The 21926-nt window shown below is 59.1% G+C and carries 19 protein-coding genes; 7 read left to right on the top strand and 12 right to left on the bottom strand.

The window, feature by feature from the left end; translation table 11 throughout:
* Positions 1–347: 347 nt before the first annotated feature.
* A complete protein-coding gene (locus D882_RS0102265) occupies positions 348–1652 on the bottom strand; it encodes a site-specific integrase (protein WP_027921727.1) in 1305 nt (434 codons plus the stop codon).
* 544 nt (positions 1653–2196) lie between these two features.
* On the opposite strand from D882_RS0102265, the gene D882_RS0102260 reads away from it, so the two are divergent.
* Complete coding sequence (locus tag D882_RS0102260) at positions 2197–3897, top strand: bifunctional diguanylate cyclase/phosphodiesterase (RefSeq protein ID WP_027921726.1); 1701 nt, start codon at positions 2197–2199, stop codon at positions 3895–3897.
* 10 nt (positions 3898–3907) lie between these two features.
* Here the strand turns inward: D882_RS0102260 and D882_RS0102255 are convergent, their stop codons facing one another.
* Entirely contained in the window at positions 3908–4654 is a 747-nt protein-coding gene (locus D882_RS0102255) for an ABC transporter substrate-binding protein (RefSeq protein WP_027921725.1), read from the bottom strand.
* A gap of 143 nt (positions 4655–4797) precedes the next feature.
* Between D882_RS0102255 and dnaX the strand changes: the two genes are divergently transcribed.
* From dnaX to D882_RS0102230, 5 genes are all read left to right on the top strand, one after another.
* Complete coding sequence (gene dnaX / locus D882_RS0102250) at positions 4798–6867, top strand: DNA polymerase III subunit gamma/tau (protein ID WP_027921724.1); 2070 nt, start codon at positions 4798–4800, stop codon at positions 6865–6867.
* A 66-nt stretch (positions 6868–6933) separates the two neighbouring features.
* Positions 6934–7272: a YbaB/EbfC family nucleoid-associated protein gene (locus D882_RS0102245; protein ID WP_027921723.1), complete on the top strand. Its 339-nt coding sequence runs from the start codon at positions 6934–6936 to the stop codon at positions 7270–7272.
* Between the two features lie 262 nt (positions 7273–7534).
* Positions 7535–8569, top strand: coding sequence for an NADP-dependent oxidoreductase (locus tag D882_RS0102240; protein ID WP_027921722.1), 1035 nt, complete (start codon positions 7535–7537; stop codon positions 8567–8569).
* Positions 8570–8634: 65 nt separating this feature from the next.
* Positions 8635–9237 carry a recombination mediator RecR gene (gene recR, locus D882_RS0102235; RefSeq protein ID WP_027921721.1) on the top strand — a complete coding sequence of 201 codons (603 nt, stop codon included), beginning with the start codon at positions 8635–8637 and terminating at the stop codon, positions 9235–9237.
* Positions 9238–9422: 185 nt separating this feature from the next.
* Positions 9423–10571, top strand: coding sequence for an acyl-CoA dehydrogenase family protein (locus D882_RS0102230; RefSeq protein WP_027921720.1), 1149 nt, complete (start codon positions 9423–9425; stop codon positions 10569–10571).
* A gap of 105 nt (positions 10572–10676) precedes the next feature.
* Here D882_RS0102230 and D882_RS0102225 read toward each other — a convergent pair whose 3' ends face one another.
* From D882_RS0102225 to ccoG, 8 genes are all read right to left on the bottom strand, one after another.
* Positions 10677–11225: an adenine phosphoribosyltransferase gene (locus D882_RS0102225; RefSeq protein WP_027921719.1), complete on the bottom strand. Its 549-nt coding sequence runs from the start codon at positions 11223–11225 to the stop codon at positions 10677–10679.
* A 79-nt stretch (positions 11226–11304) separates the two neighbouring features.
* Complete coding sequence (gene fnr, locus D882_RS0102220) at positions 11305–12039, bottom strand: fumarate/nitrate reduction transcriptional regulator Fnr (RefSeq protein WP_027921718.1); 735 nt, start codon at positions 12037–12039, stop codon at positions 11305–11307.
* Between the two features lie 155 nt (positions 12040–12194).
* Positions 12195–13577, bottom strand: a complete 1383-nt coding sequence (gene hemN, locus D882_RS0102215; RefSeq protein ID WP_027921717.1) for an oxygen-independent coproporphyrinogen III oxidase — start codon at positions 13575–13577, stop codon at positions 12195–12197.
* A gap of 235 nt (positions 13578–13812) precedes the next feature.
* Positions 13813–14496 carry a sulfite exporter TauE/SafE family protein gene (locus tag D882_RS0102210; protein ID WP_027921716.1) on the bottom strand — a complete coding sequence of 228 codons (684 nt, stop codon included), beginning with the start codon at positions 14494–14496 and terminating at the stop codon, positions 13813–13815.
* Positions 14489–14707 carry a cbb3-type cytochrome oxidase assembly protein CcoS gene (gene ccoS, locus D882_RS0102205; RefSeq protein ID WP_027921715.1) on the bottom strand — a complete coding sequence of 73 codons (219 nt, stop codon included), beginning with the start codon at positions 14705–14707 and terminating at the stop codon, positions 14489–14491. The genes D882_RS0102210 and ccoS overlap by 8 nt, the downstream gene beginning before the upstream one ends.
* Before the next feature lie 24 nt (positions 14708–14731).
* Positions 14732–17182, bottom strand: coding sequence for a heavy metal translocating P-type ATPase (locus tag D882_RS0102200; RefSeq protein ID WP_027921714.1), 2451 nt, complete (start codon positions 17180–17182; stop codon positions 14732–14734).
* Positions 17183–17249: 67 nt separating this feature from the next.
* Entirely contained in the window at positions 17250–17789 is a 540-nt protein-coding gene (locus tag D882_RS0102195) for a FixH family protein (protein ID WP_027921713.1), read from the bottom strand.
* Positions 17790–17800: 11 nt separating this feature from the next.
* Positions 17801–19216, bottom strand: a complete 1416-nt coding sequence (gene ccoG, locus D882_RS0102190; RefSeq protein ID WP_027921712.1) for a cytochrome c oxidase accessory protein CcoG — start codon at positions 19214–19216, stop codon at positions 17801–17803.
* A gap of 467 nt (positions 19217–19683) precedes the next feature.
* Between ccoG and D882_RS0102185 the strand changes: the two genes are divergently transcribed.
* Positions 19684–20673: a metallophosphoesterase gene (locus D882_RS0102185; RefSeq protein WP_027921711.1), complete on the top strand. Its 990-nt coding sequence runs from the start codon at positions 19684–19686 to the stop codon at positions 20671–20673.
* 82 nt (positions 20674–20755) lie between these two features.
* Here the strand turns inward: D882_RS0102185 and ccoP are convergent, their stop codons facing one another.
* Both ccoP and D882_RS0102175 read right to left on the bottom strand, forming a co-directional pair.
* Entirely contained in the window at positions 20756–21739 is a 984-nt protein-coding gene (gene ccoP / locus D882_RS0102180) for a cytochrome-c oxidase, cbb3-type subunit III (protein WP_027921710.1), read from the bottom strand.
* A complete protein-coding gene (locus D882_RS0102175) occupies positions 21736–21921 on the bottom strand; it encodes a CcoQ/FixQ family Cbb3-type cytochrome c oxidase assembly chaperone (protein WP_003175465.1) in 186 nt (61 codons plus the stop codon). The genes ccoP and D882_RS0102175 overlap by 4 nt, the downstream gene beginning before the upstream one ends.
* Positions 21922–21926: the final 5 nt, after the last annotated feature.

Genomic DNA, 21926 nt, shown 5'->3' with positions numbered 1-21926 from the left:
TGGGTGTTACACGCACGGCAAAGCTTCATAGGATAACCTCTGATTGATATATGATTGGGAAGTGTTGAATGTGTCTACAGCAGATAAAAACAAAGCCCGCAACTGGTGAAGGTTACGAGCTTTGTTCTATTAGAGGATGGAGTGAAGGATAACAACAAACTTACGAAGCTCGAGAATGAAGGCAAAAGCTTCGTAAGAACACCGCAGTGAATGGCTATACACTGGAAGAAGGGCGCGTTGCTATCAACTCCACATAAGAGCCATGGTATCACGAATCATTCTCATTTGTCAATATGTGTCCGAACTTAATTGACAGTTTCTTCAACTTTATTTTTCAAAGTTAAAGTTTATAAGTTAGGTACGGAAAGATGTCCTAGTGCTTCCGCCATTGCTTTAATCGGGATGCGACTACCGTACACGCCGAAGGTTATGGCAGAGTCTTCGTGCCCAGCTATACGCTTGATCAACGAGTCTTGTACGCCAGCGTCACGCAGGTCATCAATCATTGTGTGACGAAAACTATGGAATGTTTTCTTTGGATCGTTAATACCCATTTTTATCCGATACCGACTGAACCACTTCGACGGTGCGTGACCAAGTTTTCCACGAACGGGTTCCAGTTCTGGGAACAAACGATCCGAGTTTTGAGAACGCTGACTATCTACATAATCGAGCAGTCCCAATTGAATCAACGCGGGGTGGATTGGTAGGGTCCGACGACTGCTACTGTTCTTCAGCTTTTGGGATTCGTGATCATCGTCGATCCGTATGCAATCGATTCCTTGCAACGTGATGAAGTCGGTGACGTGTAACTGGCAGAGTTCTTCAAGCCGTGCGCCTGTGAACCTGCCAAGTAGAGGTAACCAGTACCGCCATGGGTGCTTGCGGGCTTCTACCTTGAGCGAATCTAGATTGAGAAGGGTGCTCAGGTCTTCGGGTTCAAATGACAACCGGGCTTCCTTCGCTGATCCCGTTTTCACTTTGAGTCCTATTAATGGATTCTCGGCAACGTAACCATTCGACTTGCACCAATTCATGAATGCCGAGAGCTTGCGTAGACGGTTGTTCACGGTCACGGCGGTGATAGTTTTGTACGTACCACCGGACTCAATCACTTGCATCAACGTCTTGTTCTTGAACTGAGGCAACAGTGCAAAGTATTGAGGACACCGGCTCAGACGATCCTTCAGCAGTCGGGCTTGGTGCACGTCGAAAGCTTCGGCGGGCATGTCGCCCATCAGTTCGAACAAATCTCGTAACGAGCGTTCGACTTCGTGCGTGCTGACTTCTCGCCACGTACCACCACGTTTGCCCTCATCTATATAGAGCTTCGACAGCGTAGACAGAGCCGGCCCCTTAGCGACTGATTGCGTAGACTTGGCTACGAGCTGGTGTGAGCGATGCATTAATGGTGGAGCAGGGCATTTATCTCGCCATTCAGTACAGAGTCTACGCAGCGTCAGGATGTCTGCTAGAGGATGCTCGGCAAGGTGTCCATGTATCTGCTGAGCAAGGGAGGCAGCGAGGAACAAGGCGCTCTGACGTTCGCGAATGTTCAAGCACACGCGCAACGTGTGACGGTTCGGGAACAGGTGCTTGGGCAATCGAAGGTTTAGGTAATAGCCCGATTGGCGGCGAACAATATAGGTCATAGTGGAACACCAGAGTGGAACAGCAAAGTGGAACAATGCTGACTGCACCCCGAGTTTTTTGCTGACTGTGATCACCTTGAACACAGACGGTAGGAGCAACCCTATAATGCTACAACCCTTGATATAGAAGCTTCACAACGATACCCGAGCATGCTTGCATGCGACCTGGTCAGATCCGGAAGGAAGCAGCCACAGCGGGAACATTGTGTGCCGGGGTGTGGCTGGTGGGGTTGCCTCCATAACGCACCGCGAATCCTCTTTCGCGTTTTCTATCTGAAAATATTTTTTGTCGTTCTGCCATGGATCATCTCCAGGGCGGTTTTTCGACGTTTGCGGTTTTCAGAACGAACATTTCACTTATGCACCGATATTCATTGCTGCACGAAGGCTTGGACAAGCCTTGGTCAAGCTGCGAGCATTGCGCGCCCTCGTCAGACTGGCGCGAGGTGTTCAAGTCAGATTGATCTGCAGTCTTGCAGGGCCATCAAAAATGCGCGTCCGGGATGACACGCCATTCTTCCGCTAGCGACAGCGAGCCTGATTCATGGATGAGAAGTACCGCAGGGCTGTGGATGCCGCCGCGATTTTTTCCGAGACCGACCTGAACGGCCGGATCACCTACGTCAATGACCAATTCTGCGCCGTGTCCGGTTATAGCCGTGAAGAGCTGATCGGCCAGAATCACCGTCTGCTCAATTCCGGCGTGCATTCCTGCGAATTCTTTTCTGTGATGTGGCGCACCATTGCGCTGGGCAGTGTGTGGAAAGGCGAGATCTGCAATCGCGCCAAGGACGGCAGCCTGTACTGGGTCGACAGCACCATGGTGCCGGTCCTCGATGATGACACCGGGCGGGTCGATCGATACCTGTCGATCCGGTTCGACATCAGTGAAAAACGCGAGTTGCTGCATACCTTGCAATGGCGGGTCGGGCATGACGTGCTGACCGGATTGCCTAATCGCGCGTACCTCTCGGATTTGCTGGATCAGGCGCTGGAGTTCTCACGGCTGGAAGACACCCCGCTGGCGGTGTGCATGCTCGACCTCGACGGGTTTAAAGCGGTCAACGACGGCTACGGCCATGCCAGTGGTGATGTGTTGCTGGTGGAAGTGGCCAGGCGTTTGCGTGGCATCGTGCGGGGCGAAGATGTGGTGGCGCGTCTGGCAGGCGACGAGTTCGTGCTGGTGTTGCGTCATGTGCGGGATCTGCCCGAACTGCGTGCGGCGCTGAACCGGGTGCTGGGTGCGATTTCGGCGCCGTACGTGCTGCATGGCAAGGACGTCCATGTGTTCGCCAGCATCGGGGTCACGCTGTTTCCCCTCGACAATGAAGATGCTGAAACCCTGTTGCGTCACGCCGACCAAGCCATGTACGTGGCCAAGCAGCGCGGACGCAACCGTTTTCACCTGTTCGACGTGACTCGGGATCAAGAGGTCAAGGCGACGCACCAGACCGTCCAGCGCGTGCGTCAGGCGTTGGCAGTCGGTGAGTTGCGTCTGCATTTCCAGCCCAAGGTCAACATGCGCCTGGGTAAGGTCGTCGGTTTCGAGGCGCTGTTGCGCTGGGCGCACCCGCAAAACGGCCTGATACGGGCCAGGGATTTCTTGCCCGCGGTGGAGGAGACGGACCTGATCATCGACATCGGCGAGTGGGTGATGGATCAGGTCCTGGCGCAGTTGCACCGCTGGCAGCAGGCGGGGCAGTGCTGGCCGATCAGCCTGAACATCGCGGCACGGCATTTTCAGCGTGCGGATTTTGTTGAGCGGCTCAAGCAGGTGCTCGCTCGGCACGCCGAGGTGCCTGCGCAGATGCTTGACCTGGAAATCGTCGAGTCGGTGGCCATCGAGAATATCCACCACGTCAGCGTCTGTTTGCAGGCTTGTCAGGCGCTGGGGGTGCAGTTTTCGCTCGGCGACTTTGGCACCGGTTATTCGTCACTGAGCTATCTCAAGCGTCTGCGCACGCAAACCATCAAGATTGATAAGACGTTCGTGCGCGACATGCTGGAGGATCGCGATGACCTGGCGCTGACCACCGCTGTGATCGGTCTGGCCCGGGCATTTGGCCGGCAGGTGATTGCCGAAGGGCTGGAAAGCATCGAGCACGGTGAGTTGTTGCTGAGACTGGGTTGCGAGGTCGCCCAAGGCTATTTCATCGCTCGGCCAATGCCGCCCGAAGCGGTGCCAGGCTGGGTGGCGGGGTTTGTAGTGCCGCCGCAATGGCAGGCAGTGACCATGTCCCTGTAGCCACAGGCTGCTAAAAGTTTGCGGGGGTGCCGATGTACAACCGGATAATGTCATCAATCTCCCCGGACATTTTCATCCGCAACAACGTGCGCAGAATGCGCTGCACCGGCACCTTGGGGTCATTGCGCACATAGCAACCGACATTCTGTTCCTGCAACACGGCCACCGCTTTCAATTGTCGGTCGGGCAGCAGGCGCTGATTGAACCAGTCCAGTGTCCATTGATTGCTCACGGCATAGCGATGACGCCCGGCATTGAGTTTTTCCAGCACTTGTTCCTGATTGCGCGCGTCTTCGCGGCGCAGGCGATCGGCATCGAACAGCGGTTGCAGCGTCGGGTAGTAATAGCCGAGCACTGTGCCGATGGGCTGGCGTGAGAGGTTCGCAGGCAACACCAGGGCGGGCGGGGCTTGCTGACTGACCAGCACGTCACGCTGAAACCACAGCGGGATGCTCCAGATGTAGTCGCCTGACTGATTCGGTAGCCATGACTGCGCGGCATAGCAGCGCACATCGACCTCGCCGTGTTCCATGGCGTTTTGCACTCGCGCCCGGGGCAGTACGTGAAATTCCGCCGGCACTCCCACCTGAGTGGCCAGGCTGAGCATCACGTCATACAGGATGCCCTGGGTCAGGCGGCCATGATCCAGTTGCACCATCGGCATCGCCCAACTGTCGGGCACGACAAATCGCAACGGCGCTTCGGCAGCGGCGGCGCTCACACTTATCCACAGCAATGCCCCCAAGGCACAACGCATAAACGCTCCGGTACAGCTGAAACCCGAGCCGATTAAAGCCCCCAAAGTGCAGCTTAGCCAGATTAGACGAGCACACCGGATGCAATTTTGGCCTTGCTCCGCTAGCATTAGCCGCTTCTGTTCCTTCGTTGCGACGGTTTTCGATGAGTTATCAGGTTCTTGCACGTAAATGGCGTCCGCGCTCGTTCCGCGAAATGGTCGGCCAGACCCATGTGCTCAAGGCTCTGATCAATGCCTTGGACAGCCAGCGGCTGCACCATGCCTACCTGTTTACCGGTACGCGCGGGGTGGGCAAGACCACCATTGCGCGGATCATCGCCAAATGCCTGAACTGTGAAACAGGTATCACTTCGACGCCGTGCGGCGAGTGCTCGGTGTGCCGCGAAATCGATGAAGGGCGCTTTGTCGACCTGATCGAGATCGACGCCGCGAGCCGGACCAAGGTCGAAGACACCCGCGAACTGCTCGACAACGTGCAGTACGCCCCGAGCCGCGGGCGCTTCAAGGTCTACCTGATCGACGAAGTGCACATGCTCTCCAGCCATTCCTTCAATGCGCTGCTGAAAACCCTCGAAGAGCCGCCGCCCTACGTCAAGTTCATCCTGGCGACGACCGATCCGCAGAAACTTCCTGCAACCATTCTGTCGCGGTGCCTGCAGTTCTCCCTGAAGAACATGACGCCGGAACGCGTAGTCGAGCATTTGACCCACGTGCTGGGTGTCGAGAATGTACCGTTCGAAGACGACGCATTGTGGCTGTTGGGCCGTGCCGCCGATGGCTCGATGCGCGATGCCATGAGCCTCACTGACCAGGCCATCGCCTTCGGTGAAGGCAAGGTCATGGCCGCCGACGTGCGGGCGATGCTCGGTACGCTGGATCACGGCCAGGTCTACGACGTTTTGCATGCGTTGATCGAAGGTGACGCCAAGGCGTTGCTCGAAGGCGTTCGTCATCTGGCCGAACAAGGCCCGGACTGGAACGGCGTGCTTTCGGAAATTCTCAACGTACTGCACCGCGTCGCCATCGCCCAGGCCTTGCCTGAAGGCGTCGACAACGGTCACGGCGACCGTGACCGGGTACTGGCGCTGGCCCAGGCGTTGCCAGCCGAAGACGTGCAGTTTTATTACCAGATGGGCCTGATCGGCCGGCGTGATTTGCCGCTGGCGCCGGACCCGCGTGGTGGCTTTGAAATGGTCCTGCTGCGGATGCTCGCCTTCCGCCCCGCAGACACCGCGGACGCCCCGAGGCAACCGCTAAAGCCAGTGGGGATCAGCCAGGCCACAGTTGATTCCGCAAATTCAGTGGCTGCCGCGCCGGTTGTTGCGCCGGTAGTCGCTGCGGCAGTTGCACCTGCTCCCGTTGTTGCCGTTCCAGTTCCCGCGCCGGAACCTGAACCGGTTGCGCCCGTTGTCGTACCGGAACCGGTGGTTGAGCCCGTAGCGGTCGAGGCCGTCGTCGACTTGCCGTGGAACGACCCGGTCGTTCCCGACGTCATGCAGCAACCCGCCGTCGAGCCGGTACTGGAAACCGCCAGCGAGCAGCCCGAGTTGCCGCCAATGCCGTTGCCAACGCCGGACAGCGTGGTGCCGGATGCGCCGGAGTGGGCCGCTGCGCCGATCCCGGAACCGTCCGTTGCCGACGTCGATGCCGCTACCCCTGGCATCGACCAGGACGACGAACCGCCGCTGGACGAGGATTACATCGAGCCGGACATGGATTCGGCCTACAGTTACCTTGATGAACTGGCCAGCGAACACACCGCCGAACCCGCGCCGGAACCGGAGCCGGAACCCGCTGCGATGCCGGCCACCGGTCTGGCGCTGCAATGGCTGGAAATGTTCCCGAAACTGCCGATCTCCGGCATGACGGGCAGCATTGCCGCCAACTGCACGCTGATTTCCGTCGAGGGCGATCACTGGCTGATGCACCTGGACCCGGCCCACAGCGCCTTGTTCAATGCGACCCAGCAACGTCGTCTCAACGATGCGCTGAACCAGTTTCACGGGCGCACGCTGACCCTGAGCATGGAGCTGATCAAGCCTGAGCAGGAAACTCCGGCCCAGGCGGCGTCCCGGCGCCGAGCCAACCGTCAGCGCGAGGCCGAGGAGTCGATCCACGGCGATCCGTTCATCCAGCAAATGATGCAACAGTTCGGTGCGGTGATCCGTAACGATACTATTGAACCTGTCGACGCTCTGGTCAGTCAGGGCTAATAACTGAAGGCGTTCGGTCAACAGGGCCGGACGCTGTTTAATCCAAGTACTTTTGAGGTGATTCCCATGATGAAAGGTGGCATGGCCGGCCTGATGAAGCAGGCACAGCAGATGCAGGAAAAAATGGCCAAGATGCAGGAAGAGTTGGCCAACGCCGAAGTCATCGGTAAAGCGGGCGGCGATATGGTCACCGTGGTGATGACCGGTCGTCACGACGTCAAGAGCGTGACCATCGACCCAAGCCTGGTTGAAGGCTTGAGCGAAGACGACAAAGAGATGCTGGAAGCCGTCGTCGCCGCCGCCGTCAACGATGCCGTGCGCAAGATCGAAGCGAACAGCCAGGATAAAATGTCCGGCATGACCGCAGGCATGCAATTGCCGCCGGGCATGAAGCTGCCATTCTGATTCGCTAAAGCGCATCGGATGAGCTACAAAAAAATGCCAGGCATCGCGCCTGGCATTTTTGTTTCTGCCTGATGGGTGTAGCGTCTGTGCGATCGCCATCGCGGGCAAGCCTAGCTCCCACAGGGATCACCTCAATCCTGTGGGAGCGTGGCTTGCCCGCGATGAAGTCACCTCGGTACACCTGACGAAACATCGAACCTGAAACCGCCACAAAGGTCTGCTCCCCTATACCACTCGATTCTCGATCAAAGGAGACGCTCACATGCCACAAGCATTGACCCTCAACCAACGTATCGTCCTGGCGTCCCGCCCGGTTGGCGCGCCGACGCCGGAGAATTTTCGCTTGGAAAGGGAAGCGTTGCCGGAGCTCGCTGACGGTCAGGTCCTGCTCAAGACCCTTTACCTGTCGCTGGACCCGTACATGCGCGGTCGCATGAGTGACGCGCCGTCCTATGCCGCCCCGGTCGAAATCGGCGAGGTCATGACCGGTGGCGCTGTCAGCCGGGTCGAACGCTCGTTGAATCCAAAATTCCAGGAAGGTGATGTGGTCGTCGGCTCCACCGGCTGGCAGAGCCATAGCATCAGCGACGGTCGCAACATCATCCCGGTGCCGTCCGGGTTGCCGAGCCCGTCGATGGCCTTGGGCGTGCTGGGGATGCCGGGCATGACGGCCTATATGGGGCTGATGGACATTGGCCAGCCGAAGTCCGGCGAAACCCTGGTGGTCGCGGCGGCATCCGGTGCCGTGGGGTCGGTGGTCGGTCAGGTAGCGAAGATCAAGGGTTTACGCACGGTCGGCGTCGCCGGTGGCGCGGAAAAATGCCGTTATGTCGTCGACGAATTAGGTTTTGATGCCTGCGTCGACCACAAGAGTCCGGACTTCGCCCAAGAGCTGGCGAAGGCGTGCCCCAACGGCATCGACATCTATTACGAGAACGTCGGTGGCAAGGTGTTCGACGCGGTATTGCCGCTGCTCAACCCCAAGGCGCGTATTCCGCTGTGCGGCCTGATCGCTTCCTACAACGCCCACGAAGCCCCGAGCGGCCCGGATCGTCTGCCGCAATTGCAACGGACGATTTTGACCAAGCGCGTGCGAATCCAGGGCTTCATCGTGTTCGACGACTACGGCGATCGCCAGCCGGAATTCATCAGTGCCATGGCGCCGTGGGTGCGCGACGGCAAGGTGAAATTCCGCGAAGACGTGGTCGATGGTCTCGAACAGGCACCCGAAGCATTCATTGGTCTGCTGGAAGGGCGCAACTTCGGCAAACTGGTGGTGCGGGTCGCGCAGGACTGAGTATTTGACGCTAAAGAGAGGCGCGGGTATAAACCGCGTCTCGTTGTTTTGTCGGACGTTTCCCTATGAGCTTCAGCCCTTTGATTCGCCAACTGATCGATGCCCTGCGAATTTTGCCGGGCGTGGGTCAGAAAACCGCCCAGCGCATGGCGCTGCAACTGCTTGAGCGTGATCGCAGCGGTGGTTCGCGACTGGCGTTGGCCTTGAGTCAGGCCATGGAAGGGGTGGGCCATTGCCGTTTGTGCCGCACGCTGACCGAGGACGACCTGTGCCCGCAGTGCGCGGATACCCGCCGTGACGACACGTTGTTGTGTGTGGTGGAAGGGCCAATGGATGTCTATGCGGTGGAGCAGACCGGTTTCCGTGGTCGCTACTTCGTGCTCAAAGGGCATTTGTCGCCGCTTGACGGTCTTGGGCCTGAGGCGATTGGTATTCCGCAGTTGATGGCGCGGATTGAAGAGGCCGGGACTTTTACCGAAGTCATTCTTGCGACCAACCCGACGGTGGAAGGTGAGGCGACGGCGCATTACATTGCGCAGTTGCTTAGCAATAAGGGGCTGATTGCTTCGCGTATTGCTCACGGTGTGCCGTTGGGGGGTGAGCTGGAGTTGGTGGATGGCGGGACGTTGGCGCATTCGTTTGCCGGGCGTAAGCCGATAGCCTTGTAGTGGTTGAATGGGCCTCATCGCGGGCAAGCCCGGCTCCCACACTGGATCTCCAGTGTTCACCACAGCATTGTGGGAGCCGGGCTTGCCCGCGATGGCAGCGCCTCAGTTCTTCGTATTGACACAATCCTGTTGAAAACCAAGCAAGCGCTCGGTTAACGTCGCTGAACCTTCAGTGGAGTTCGCCGATGCCTGCCTTTCAGGAATACTTCGATCCCAGCCACCAATTGGTCCGTGACAGCGTCAGACGTTTCGTCGAGCGGGAGATCCTTCCGGACATTGATCAGTGGGAGGAAGCTGAAAGCTTTCCCCGTGAGCTCTACCTCAAGGCCGGTGCTGCCGGGATTCTGGGAATTGGCTATCCCGAAGCGCTGGGCGGCAGCCATGAAGGTGATCTGTTCGCCAAGGTCGCTGCCAGCGAAGAGCTCATGCGCTGTGGCTCGGGTGGACTGGTGGCCGGTTTGGGGTCGCTGGACATCGGCTTGCCACCGATCCTCAAGTGGGCCCGGCCCGAAGTGCGTGATCGCGTGGTGCCGCAGGTGCTGACCGGCGAGAAGATCAGCGCCCTGGCGGTCACCGAACCCAGCGGCGGTTCCGACGTCGCCAATCTGCAAACCCGCGCCGTGCGTGACGGCGACTTCTATCGCGTCAGCGGCAGCAAAACCTTCATCACCAGCGGCGTTCGCGCCGATTACTACACCGTCGCAGTGCGCACCGGCGAGCCCGGTTTTGGCGGCATCAGCCTGTTGTTGATCGAGAAGGGCACACCCGGTTTCACCGTCGGCCGTCAGTTGAAGAAAATGGGCTGGTGGGCGTCGGACACCGCGGAGTTGTTCTTCGATGACTGTCGGGTGCCGGTGGGCAATCTGATTGGCGCGCAAAACATGGGTTTCGCCTGCATCATGGGTAACTTTCAGAGTGAGCGGCTGGCGTTGGCATTGATGGCCAACATGACTGCGCAGCTGGCGCTGGAGGAGAGCCTGAAGTGGGCGCGTCAGCGCGAAGCTTTCGGTAAACCCATCGGCAAGTTCCAGGTACTCAAGCATCGCCTCGCCGAGATGGCGACCGCGCTGGAAGTGTCTCGGGAATTTACCTATCGCCAGGCGGCGAAGATGGCGGCGGGGCAGAGTGTGATCAAGGAAATTTCGATGGCCAAGAACTTTGCCACCGACACGGCGGACCGGATCGTCAATGATGCGGTGCAGATTCTGGGAGGCTTGGGTTACATGCGTGACAGCCTTGTGGAGCGGCTGTACCGGGATAACCGGATTCTGTCGATTGGCGGCGGGACGCGGGAGGTGATGAACGAGATTATCAGTAAACAGATGGGGCTTTGATTGGTGGTGTAGCGGCTGACGTCATCGCGGGCAAGCCCGGCTCTCATATGACATAGGTCACTGTGGGAGCCGGGCTTGCCCGCGATGGCGTCAGTACAACGCCGCTTACTTGTCAGTCAACGCAAACTGCGTCAGGCAGAAAGTAGGAATCCCCATATCTTCCAATCGCTGCGACCCACCCAGCTCCGGCAGATCAATAATCGCCGCCGCTTCATGAACCCGCGCGCCCATGCGTCGAATCAGGTTCGCCGCCGCAATCAGCGTGCCGCCCGTGGCAATCAAGTCATCGAACATCACCACCGAATCGCCCTCGCACAGGCTGTCGGCGTGGACCTCGAGGAACGCTTCGCCGTACTCGGTCGCGTAACCCTCGGCCAACACGTCGGCCGGCAGTTTGCCTTGCTTGCGGAACAGCACCAGCGGTTTGTTCAACTGATACGCCAGCACCGAACCGATCAGGAAGCCACGCGCGTCCATCGCCCCGATGTGGGTGAAATCGGCTTCGACGTAGCGATGGGCAAAGCTGTCCATCACCAGGCGCAGGGCCGTGGGTGACTGAAACAACGGCGTGATGTCACGAAAGATCACGCCCGGCTTGGGGAAGTCGATCACGGGGCGGATCAGGGATTTGATGTCGAAGGAGTCGAAGACCATCGTCGAGGTGTCCTGGCAGGCTGCAAACGTCGCAGTATAACGGCGGCTGAACCGTTTCGCTCAGCCGCAAGGGTGACAATCAGCCTTCGAGAGAGCCGCCGGCCAGCGCGCAGAGTTGGATCGGGTCGAGGATACGAATTTCCTTGCCTTCAGCGGCGATCAATTCGCTCTGCTGAAAACGGGTGAACACCCGGGACACGGTTTCGACCGCCAGCCCCAGGTAATTGCCTATTTCGTTGCGCGACATGCTCAGGCGGAACTGGTTGGCCGAGAAACCGCGGGCGCGGAAACGTGCCGACAGGTTGACCAGGAACGTGGCAATGCGCTCGTCGGCGGTTTTTTTCGACAGCAGCAGCATCATTTGTTGATCGTCGCGAATCTCGCGACTCATGACGCGCATTAACTGGCGACGCAGTTGCGGCAGTTGCACGGACAGTTCGTCGAGGCGATCGAAAGGGATTTCGCACACTGAGGTGGTTTCCAGCGCTTGCGCGGACACGGGGTGCTTTTCAGTGTCCATGCCCGACAGGCCGACCAGTTCACTCGGCAAGTGGAAACCGGTGAGCTGTTCTTCACCGGCGTCGCTCAGGCTGAAGGTCTTGAGGGCGCCGGAGCGCACCGCATAGACGCAATCGAAGGTGTCGCCCTGGCGAAACAGGAACTCTCCTTTTTTCAGCGGACGGCCACGCTTGACGATGTCGTCCAGCGCGTCCATGTCCTCCAGGTTCAGAGACAGCGGTAAACACAGGGGGGCGAGGCTGCAATCCTTGCAATGGGCCTGGTTATGAGCACGCAGTTTGACTGGCTCGGACATTTCTTCAATCCTTGTGGGAAAATCACACATAAGACGTAAGGGTAACCCACGGGATGGCATTCCGGCCAGTTTGTGCAGATATTGTCACGCCACGATACCGCGTGATGTTTGGCGGTCCTGTAAACGCTGAAATCCGCCTCCATGGCGATGAAGAATTAGATCACCCGGGAAAATCGTTGGTGGTTGAGTTGCTGAAGATAAGCATCGAACACCATGCACACCGAGCGCACCAGCAAACGACCGGCCGGCAGTACAGTGATTCGTTCGTTGTCGAGGCTGATCAAGCCGTCATCGGCCATGGTCAGCAACTGCGGCCACAATTGGCCGAAGTAACCGCGAAAGTCGATGTTGAACGCTTGCTCGATCTCGACGAATTCCAGGCTGAACCTGCAGATCAGTTGCTGTATCACCGCCCGCCGCAGCCGATCATCGGCGTTGCACACCAGGCCACGGCTGGTGGCCAGTTGACCCGTGGCCAGGGTGTTCTGGTATTGAGCCAGGTCGCTGGTGTTCTGGCAGTACAGATCACCGATCTGGCTGATGGCTGACACCCCCAAACCGATCAAATCGCAATGGCCGTGGGTGGTGTAGCCCTGAAAATTGCGCTGCAGGGTTGATTCCTCCTGGGCGATCGCCAGTTCGTCGTCGGGCAGGGCGAAGTGGTCCATGCCGATGTAGCGGTAACCGGCCGTGGTCAGTTGCTCGATGGTGCGCTGGAGCATTTCCAGCTTCTGCGCCGGTGTCGGCAGCTCGTCGCTGTTGATGCGTCGCTGCGGCATGAAGCGTTCGGGCAGGTGCGCGTAGTTGAACACCGAGAGCCGATCCGGTTGCAGGTTGATCACTTCATCCACCGTGCGGGCGAAGTTTTCGGGCGTCTGCCGGGGCAAGCCGTAAATCAGGTCGATGTTGATCGAGCGAAATTGCAGGGTCCGGGCGGCATCGATCACCGCGCGGGTTTCTTCCAGGCTTTGGAGGCGATTGACCGCCCGTTGCACGGCCGGGTCGAGGTCTTGCAAACCAATGCTGACACGATTGAACCCCAGCTCGCGCAACAGGCCCATGGTTGACCAGTCGGCTTCGCGAGGATCGATTTCGATGCCGTAGTCGCCGGAATCATCGTCCAGCAAGTTGAAGCTCTTGCGCAGTTGAGCCATTAACTGGCGCAGTTCATCGTGGCTGAGGAACGTCGGGGTGCCGCCGCCGAAGTGCAGTTGTTCGACCTTCTGCGCCGGGTCGAGGTGACAGGCGATCAGCTGGATTTCCTGCTCAAGACGCTGCAAGTAGGGCAGGGCGCGGCCGCGATCCTTGGTGATGACTTTGTTGCAGGCGCAGTAGTAGCAAATGTTCGCGCAGAACGGCACATGCACGTACAGCGACAACGGGCGCAGGGCCTTGCGGCTGTCGCGCAGTGCGTGAAGCAGGTCGAACGAGCCGACTTGACTGTGGAATTGCACAGCCGTCGGGTAAGAGGTGTAGCGCGGTCCCGCCAGGTCATAACGGCGGATCAGATCGGTGTCCCAACGAATGGCGTCGAGCATCATGCGGGCATTCCCCCGGATAGGCTTGCAGTGTGGGCGAGTCTAGGGGGGGAGGCGTTGGGGCATCTTGATTTGCATCAACGGTGAGCACGGACGTGTAGCAGCTGCCGAAGGCTGCGTCCGGCTGCTAAGCAGTCGTAAACCTTTCACCTCGGGCTCTCAGGGGATTTGCATGCTTTGTATAGGCGAGGACTTCGTCCTCGAACGCAGCCTGCGGCAGCTGCTACAGGGCGGACTAGTGACCCATCAACCAATGCTGATGCGGCCCCGGCAAGGTCCAGAGGCCGAACAGCATCACCAGCAGACCACCGGCCATGCGCACGCTGCGTTTACGCAACAGCGCCGTCACCCGCTCAGCCGCCAGGCCTGTGGCCAGCAACACCGGCCAGGTGCCCAGGCCGAACGCGAGCATCAACAAAGCGCTGTCCAGCGCATTCCCCTGACTCGCCGACCACAGCAAAGTGCTGTAAACCAACCCGCACGGTAGCCAGCCCCAGAGCGCGCCCAGCAGCAAGGCGCGGGGCAGGCTCGACACGGGCAGCAGTTTGTTGGCAATCGGCTGGATATGCCGCCACAGGCCGCGACCCAGGCTTTCGATGCGGGTCAGGCCGCTCCACCAACCGGCGAGGTACAGCCCCATGGCGATCAGCAGCAGACCGGCGATGACCCGCATAAACATCGCTGCCGGGCTGTTGGCCACGGCCCAGCCGGCCAGGCCGATCAAGAGGCCGGCGGTGGCGTAGCTGAGGATGCGGCCCAGGTTGTAGGCCAGCAGCAAGCGGAAGCGTCGGCTGCGTTGTTCCTTGGGAATCGCCAGGGTCAACGCGCCCATCAAGCCGCCGCACATACCCAGGCAATGGCCGCCCCCGAGCAAGCCGAGAATCACCGCAGACACCAGCAGTGGCGCCAATTCAAGCATGAGGCGGCGCCTTGTCGTCGGGTTTGGCCGGATGGCCGCTGGCTTCATCGACCGCAGCTTTGTGGGCCGGGTCCTGGTCGTCGAACAGAATGCTGTGGGCCGGGCCGTCGAGGTCATCGTACTGACCGCTGTCCACCGCCCAGAAGAAGATGTAGACGGCGATGGCCACGATCAGCAGCGCGGCCGGAATCATCACGTAAAGAGCTGGCATGGGTGGACTCCATGCCCGCGCGGCTCAGGCCGGCAGCGGGCGGGTTTCTGGCGTGGCGCGGGTGGCTGGCGAGCTCGGCAAGCGAGTCAGGCGCAGGGCATTGAGCACCACGGTCAACGAACTGATCGACATGCCGACGGCAGCCCACACCGGAGTGATCCAGCCGAGGGCAGCGAACGGCAACATGAGGCCATTGTACAGCCCGGCCCACAGCAGGTTCTCGATGATTACCCGACGGGTTCGCCGGGCCAGACTGAAGGCTTGCACCAGTGCGTCGAGACGGTTGGACAGTAACACGGCATCGGCACTGGTTTTCGCCAGATCCGTGGCCGAGCCCATCGCCACGCTGATGTCGGCCGCGGCCAGTACCGGCACGTCGTTGACCCCGTCTCCGAGCATCAACACCTTGCGGCCTTCCTTGTGCAGTTGTTGCAGGACTTGCAATTTGTCGTCGGGACGCAAACCGCCACGCGCCTCGTCGATTCCCAACTCGGCGGCAACGCTGGCGACCATCGGCGAGCTGTCTCCGGACAGCAGCAATGTGCGCCATCCCCGCGCCTTGCAGGCTTGCAGCAATGCAGGGGCATCTGCGCGCAACCGGTCGTCGAGGACAAACCACGCCAGAGGGCCCTGACTGTCGCCGAGCAGCAGCCATTGGCCCGCTTCATCGGGCATCGAAGGTGCGGCAGCGCCACTGAGTTCGCAGACAAAACCTGGCTGGCCAATGCGCAGGCGTTGTACGCCGACCAGGCCTTCAAGCCCCAGCCCCGGTGTGCTGTGGACTTCTTCGGCGGCCAGTGGCGCGCGGCCGAAGGCGCGGGCGATCGGGTGTTCGGAGCGGTTTTCCAGCGCGGCCGCCAGGCTCAGGCATTGGTCACTGTCGAGTGCGGCCAGCGGGCGGATTGAACGTAAGGCGAGGCGCCCTTCAGTCAGGGTCCCGGTCTTGTCGAAGATCACCGTGTCGATCTGGTTCAGACCTTCCAACACATGGCCGCGCGTCAACAGCAGGCCGAGTTTGTGCAGCGTACCGGTGGCGGCGGTCAGCGCGGTGGGCGTCGCGAGGGACAAGGCACACGGACAAGTGGCGACGAGCATGGCCAGCACAATCCAGAAGGCCCGGGATGAATCGAGTTCCCACCACAACAGGCCAATGGCGGCAGCGGCGATCAGCGATAGCAGCAAAAACCACTGCGCGGCGCGGTCGGCGATTTCCGCCAGGCGCGGCTTTTCGGCTTGCGCGCGATCCAACAGGCGGACAATGGCGGACAGTCGTGTGTCCTGGCCCAGGGCCAACACTTGCACGGTCAGCGCGCCTTCAACGTTCAACGTGCCGGCGGTGACTGCATCGCCTGGCATTCGCGGTTGCGGCAAGTATTCACCGGTCAGCAACGATTCATCGATGCTCGACTGACCGTCGAGGATCTTGCCGTCTGCCGGCAGAATGGCCCCCGGATGGACCAGCACCTGATCGTCGACGCGCAATTCGCTGAGCAGGATTCGCTCGCTCTGGCCATCCGCGCTCAGGCGCAGGCATGAAGCGGGCAGCAGGTTGACCAATTGGGCAGTGGCCGCAGCGGTACGTTCTCGGGCGCGGCGTTCCAGATAACGACCGGCCAGCAGGAACAGCGCAAACATGCCGACTGCATCGAAATACAGCTCACCAACGCCGCTGATCGAAGTCCAGATCCCGGCGAGGTAGGCGCTGCCAATCGCCAGCGACACCGACACGTCCATGGTCAGGTGGCGGGTGCGCAGGTCGCGCATCGCGCCTTTGAAGAACGGCGCACAGCTGTAGAACACGATTGGCGTGGTCAGGAACAGCGCGACCCAACGCAGAATGGTGTGCAGTTCGGGGCTGAGGTCGATGTTGAATTCCGGCCAGGTGGCCATCGTCGCCATCATCGCCTGGAACCACAGCAGGCCGGCCACGCCGAGTTGGCGCAAGGCCAGACGGTTCTCACTGGCCAGTTGTTCACTGGCGCGGTCGGCTTGATAGGGGTGGGCGGCGTAACCGATATGGCGCAACTCACTGAGCACCTTGCTCAACGGTAATTGCGCATCGGCCCAGCGTACGTGCAAGCGATGGTTGGACAGGTTGAGGCGCGCTTCGGCCACCGCCGGCAAGCCGCGCAGGTGTTTCTCGATCAGCCAGCCGCACGCGGCGCAGCTGATGCCTTCCATCAACAGGGTGGTTTCGGCGAGGTCGCCGTCGTGGCGCACGAACGGCGCTTGCACGTCGGCGCGGTCGTACAGCGCCAGTTCGTCCACCAACTGCACCGGCAAGGCTTCGGGGTTGGCCGATGACTCGCTGCGATGCTGGTAATAGCTTTCCAATCCGCCCGCCACAATCGCCTCGGCCACGGCCTGGCAACCCGGGCAGCAGAACTCGCGGGTTTCACCCAGGACCGCCGCGGTGAAGCGGCTGCCAGCCGGGACGGGCAGGGCGCAGTGGTAGCAGGGGGTTGGAGTGGTCATTCGGTTTTCACAGGGGGTTGTCCGATGATCGTTCCCACGCAGAGCGTGGGAACGATCAGAGTCGGGCTTACTTTTTCAGGTCTTCCGCGCCTTGCAGCGGCTCATCGCCCAGCAGCAGGTCCTTGTCATGGCTGACCTGTTCTTCTTCGAACAGGCGCCAGGTCTTGTCGCCTTCGACCCCCAGCAGTTCTACAAAGCGACGGCCTTCGACCTTGTCGCTCAGTTGACCGATGTAGCGGCCCTGTTCCGTGTCGCTGTGGGCGAGGGTGATCTTGCGATCCTTCTCCGGTTGCGTCGGCGAGATCAGGTTCAGTTCAAGGGTTTTCGGTTGGCTGTTGCCGCTCAGGTGCAGGTCGACTTCGCCGGTCACGCCATCCAGATGCACGCTGGCCCGTAACAGCAGGGTCTGGGCCAACAGTTCACGGTCGAGGGAGCGGTTGATGCCTTTGCCGGCTTCGTAGTAGTTGTCGTTCACCAGGTTGTCCGGGTTGTTCACCGCGATGGTCACCATGGACAAGGTCAGGGTCACCGAGCAGGCCAGAATCCCGATGATGATCCACGGCCAAAGGTGCTTGTACCAGGGACTTGCGGCAGTTGCTGCGGGCATGATCACTTCTCTCAACGAATTTGGGGGCCGATGAATCGGCTCTTGGCTTCAACATGAACGCTGTCGTCATCGGCATCCTTGAGGATGAATTTCACCTCGTTGGTGCTCGATGGCAGTTGTTCCGGTGCACTGGACAGCTCCACTGGCTGGCTGAAAATTTCCCCGGCGGCGACTTTGATCTCGCGCTTGCCTTGCAGCTTGAGGTCCGGCAGGCCGGTGGCTTCCAGCACGTAGGTGTGGTCGCGCTGATCCTTGTTCATGATCTTCAGGCTGTAGACGTTTTCGATCCGGCCCTCGGCGTTCTCGCGGTACAGCACGCGGTCTTTGCTGACGTCGAAACCGACCAGCGAGCGCATGAAGAACGCGGTGATCAACAACGAGATCATCGCCAGCAGCACCACGGCATAGCCGATCAGGCGCGGGCGCAGTTTATGGGTTTTTTGCCCGGACAGGTTGTGCTCGGTGGTGTAGCTGATCAGGCCGCGCGGGTAATCCATCTTGTCCATGATGGCGTCGCAGGCGTCGATACAGGCGGCACAGCCGATGCACTCGATTTGCAGGCCATCGCGGATGTCGATGCCAGTCGGGCAAACCTGTACGCACATGGTGCAGTCGATGCAATCGCCCAGGCCTTGAGCCTTGTAGTCGATGCCTTTCTTGCGCGGGCCACGGGACTCACCGCGGCGTGGATCGTAGGAAACGATCAGCGTGTCTTTGTCGAACATCACGCTTTGGAAGCGCGCGTACGGGCACATGTAAATGCACACCTGCTCGCGCAACCAGCCGGCGTTGCCGTAGGTGGCGAGGGTGAAGAAACCGACCCAGAAATACGACCAGCCATCCGCTTCGCCGGTGAAGAAGTCGAATACCAGCTCACGGATCGGCGAGAAGTAACCGACGAAGGTCAGGCCGGTGACAAACCCGATCAGCAGCCACATCGAATGTTTGCTGAGCTTGCGCAGGAATTTGTTGGCGCTCATCGGCGCTTTGTCGAGCTTGATGCGCTGGTTGCGGTCGCCTTCGGTGACCTTTTCGCACCACATGAAGATCCATGTCCAGACGCTCTGCGGGCAGGTGTAACCGCACCACACGCGACCGGCGTAGACCGTAATGAAGAACAGGCCGAAGGCACTGATGATCAAAATCCCCGACAGCAGGATGAAGTCCTGAGGCCAGAAGGTTGCGCCAAAAATAAAGAATTTACGCTCCGGCAGGTTCCACCAGACAGCTTGGTGGCCGCCCCAGTTCAGCCACACCGTGCCGAAATACAACAGAAACAAAAAGGCGCCGCCCATCATCCGCAGGTTACGGAACAAACCCGTGAAGGCGCGGGTGTAGATCTTTTCTCGAGAGGCGTAGAGGTCGACGCTGTTGTTCGCGTTCTTGTTGGGTGGAGTGACGTCGTGTACCGGAATCTGGTTGCTCATCATTGCATCCCACGGCAGTGGAAAAATGCCTCGGTCAGTACATGCCGACCGCGGTCAAAAGGGGTGGTGCAGTGGCGCAATGATACGCCTGAAGCTCTAGCACAAGGGTGCGACCTTTGGTCGCGTTGGGAAAAAAACCTGAATGGTGTAGCAGATGTAACAAAACGTGATGCAGATCAATTGACTTGTGAAGTATGGACGAATTTTGGGGGGCAGGGCTCGTTCAGTTGCAGATTTCATGCTTGGGGTCGGTGAAGGGGCAAGCCTTTTGCCTTTGATTGTCTGGCACCCGGTTCGCTGTTTGACGATAAATACCGGCCTTTAATAGTGTTGGAAATTTCAGTGAGTGAAATACTATTAATTAATTAGAGGGGGCGTTGCGTGTTTTGTTTTTGAGGGTTTTGGCATAAGTTTGTTTTCGGCGAAGAGTCGCCGTTCTTATTTGGTTTTGATGGAAATGGAATTCTATGAAGTTGTTAACAAAGAGTGGCTTTATTGTCGGCCTCATGATGGCTTCAATAGCCAGTTATGCGGCGTATGTGCCGAGCATTATAAATCCGGAATTTGCGGTGTTTACTTCTGATCCGCAATACCCCTGGACAGATAAAACAGATGCTGGCGTAGAAGAATCGGATTCTGAACAGCAGGCCCGATCCCGAACGTTGATCGAAAGCCAGTATTCCGATATTGCTCATTTCAGGAAGAGTCGTCCGTGGATGGAAGTTCCTGTCATGATCAACGGTGATATTACGGCGTATGGTCACGGCTGGCAGCGCTCCTATATTCGCTCGGTGCAGAAGAAGTATTTCGGTAGCGATTTTGTCTACGGGCTGGGTAATCATGATTATGAAAATCTCGATTGTTTTTCCGCGAGTTGTGCTGCGGGCAGCATTACCGACTTCGAGGAACATCATCGCGATAAAGTGGGGAGTTTCGATTTAAAAATCAGTGGTCCTTTCTTTAATAAGCTGTATTCCGGAAGTCTCGCCTGGTCCAGAGATGTTGGGGATGTGCATTTTGTTCAGTTGAACAACGAGCCGACGTACTCGGATCGAATTTCCCATCCCTTGAACCCGACGACCTTCGAGATCACGGACTCACTGGATTGGTTGGAGCAGGATTTGAAGACGGCCCGTGCCAAAGGTCAGATCATCCTTCTAAATATGCATAAACCAGGTTACTGGAAAGGCGATTCGGAGCAGGTCACCAGGTTCCGCAAGATAATCGCGGACAATAAGGTCACTGCAGTCTTCGCTGGTCATCTACACGAGGACGCCGGAGGATTTCAGGGTGGATACTACTTTGGCGATGTGCCCTTATTCCTGAGCGGCGCGGCGTCACAGCAGACGTACTTGATTGCCAGCTTTTCGCAAGACCGGAAATCGATGACCGTTGACCTTGTCAAAGGGAATCACTGGCCGAGTCGCACCTTCGTGGCCACGGTTGCGGTCAGGTAAACTTTCGCTACCGGCCCATAACGAAAAAGGCCCCGCCAATTCACATTGGCGGGGCCTTTTTTTGTTGCTTCAAGCGTGTGTCTTACTGAGCGTCTGCCGCCGGAGCCTTCTCGCCGTGAGACAGGCTGTAGACGTAAGCGGCCAGCAAGTGAACCTTGTCGTTGCCTTGCAGCTGCTCTTGCGCAGGCATCTGGCCCTGACGGCCGTAACGGATGGTCTGCTGCAGTTGAGCGAAGCTCGAACCGTAGATGAACGCGGCCGGGTGGGTCAGGTTAGGGGCGCCCATTGCTGGCGTACCTTTACCTTCCGGACCGTGGCAAGCCACGCAGTTGGCGGCGAACAACTTCTGGCCGGCAACCGGGTCAGCCTTGGTGCCTTCCGGCAGTTTGCGGCCATCGAGGTTGGTCAGGACAAAGGCAGCGACATCGGAAACGCCTTGCTCGCCGATTACGTCAGCCCACGCCGGCATGACGGCGTGACGGCCGCCCATGATGGTGGTCTTGATGGTGGCAGGCTCGCCGCCCCAGCGCCAGTCGGCGTCGGTCAGGTTAGGGAAGCCGTAAGCGCCTTTGGCGTCGGAACCGTGGCAGACCGAGCAGTTGGAGGCGAACAGGCGGCCACCCATCTTCAGGGCTTGCGGGTCTTTGGCGACTTCTTCGATTGGCATGGAGGCGAACTTGGCGAAGATCGGACCGAACTTGGCGTCCGACTTGGCCATTTCCTTTTCCCACTCGTGAACGCCGGTCCAGCCGGTCTGGCCGTTGGCGAACGCAGTCTGCTTCTCGTTATCGAGGTAGTTGTAACCCGGCAGCAGGCCTTTCCAGTTGCCCAGGCCCGGGTACAGCACCAGGTAACCCAAGGCAAAAATGATGGTGCCCACGAACAGCATGAACCACCATTTTGGCAGTGGGTTGTCGTACTCCTCGATCCCGTCGAAGGAGTGGCCAACCGTTTCTTCCGTCTGCTCGGCGCGCTGGCCCTTGCGGGTGGACAGCAGCAGCCAGGTCAGGGCGAAGATGGTGCCGAGACTGAGGACTGTGACGTACAGACTCCAGAACGTAGTCATTCTTTGTTACTCCTAGAAGCTTGCTCGACGTGCTTGATGGCTTCGGGATCATCCGCGAAAGGCAGCAAGGTCGCGTCTTCAAACTCCGACTTGCGCTTGGGGCTGAACACCCACAACGCCAGACCGATAAAGGCCACCATCACAACAACGGTGCCCAGGCCACGAATCATCCCGATATCCATCTAAA

This window comes from Pseudomonas sp. URMO17WK12:I12 (assembly GCF_000514395.1).
GTDB lineage: Bacteria > Pseudomonadota > Gammaproteobacteria > Pseudomonadales > Pseudomonadaceae > Aquipseudomonas > Aquipseudomonas mucoides.
This window is presented reverse-complemented; position numbering and strand designations above follow the sequence as displayed.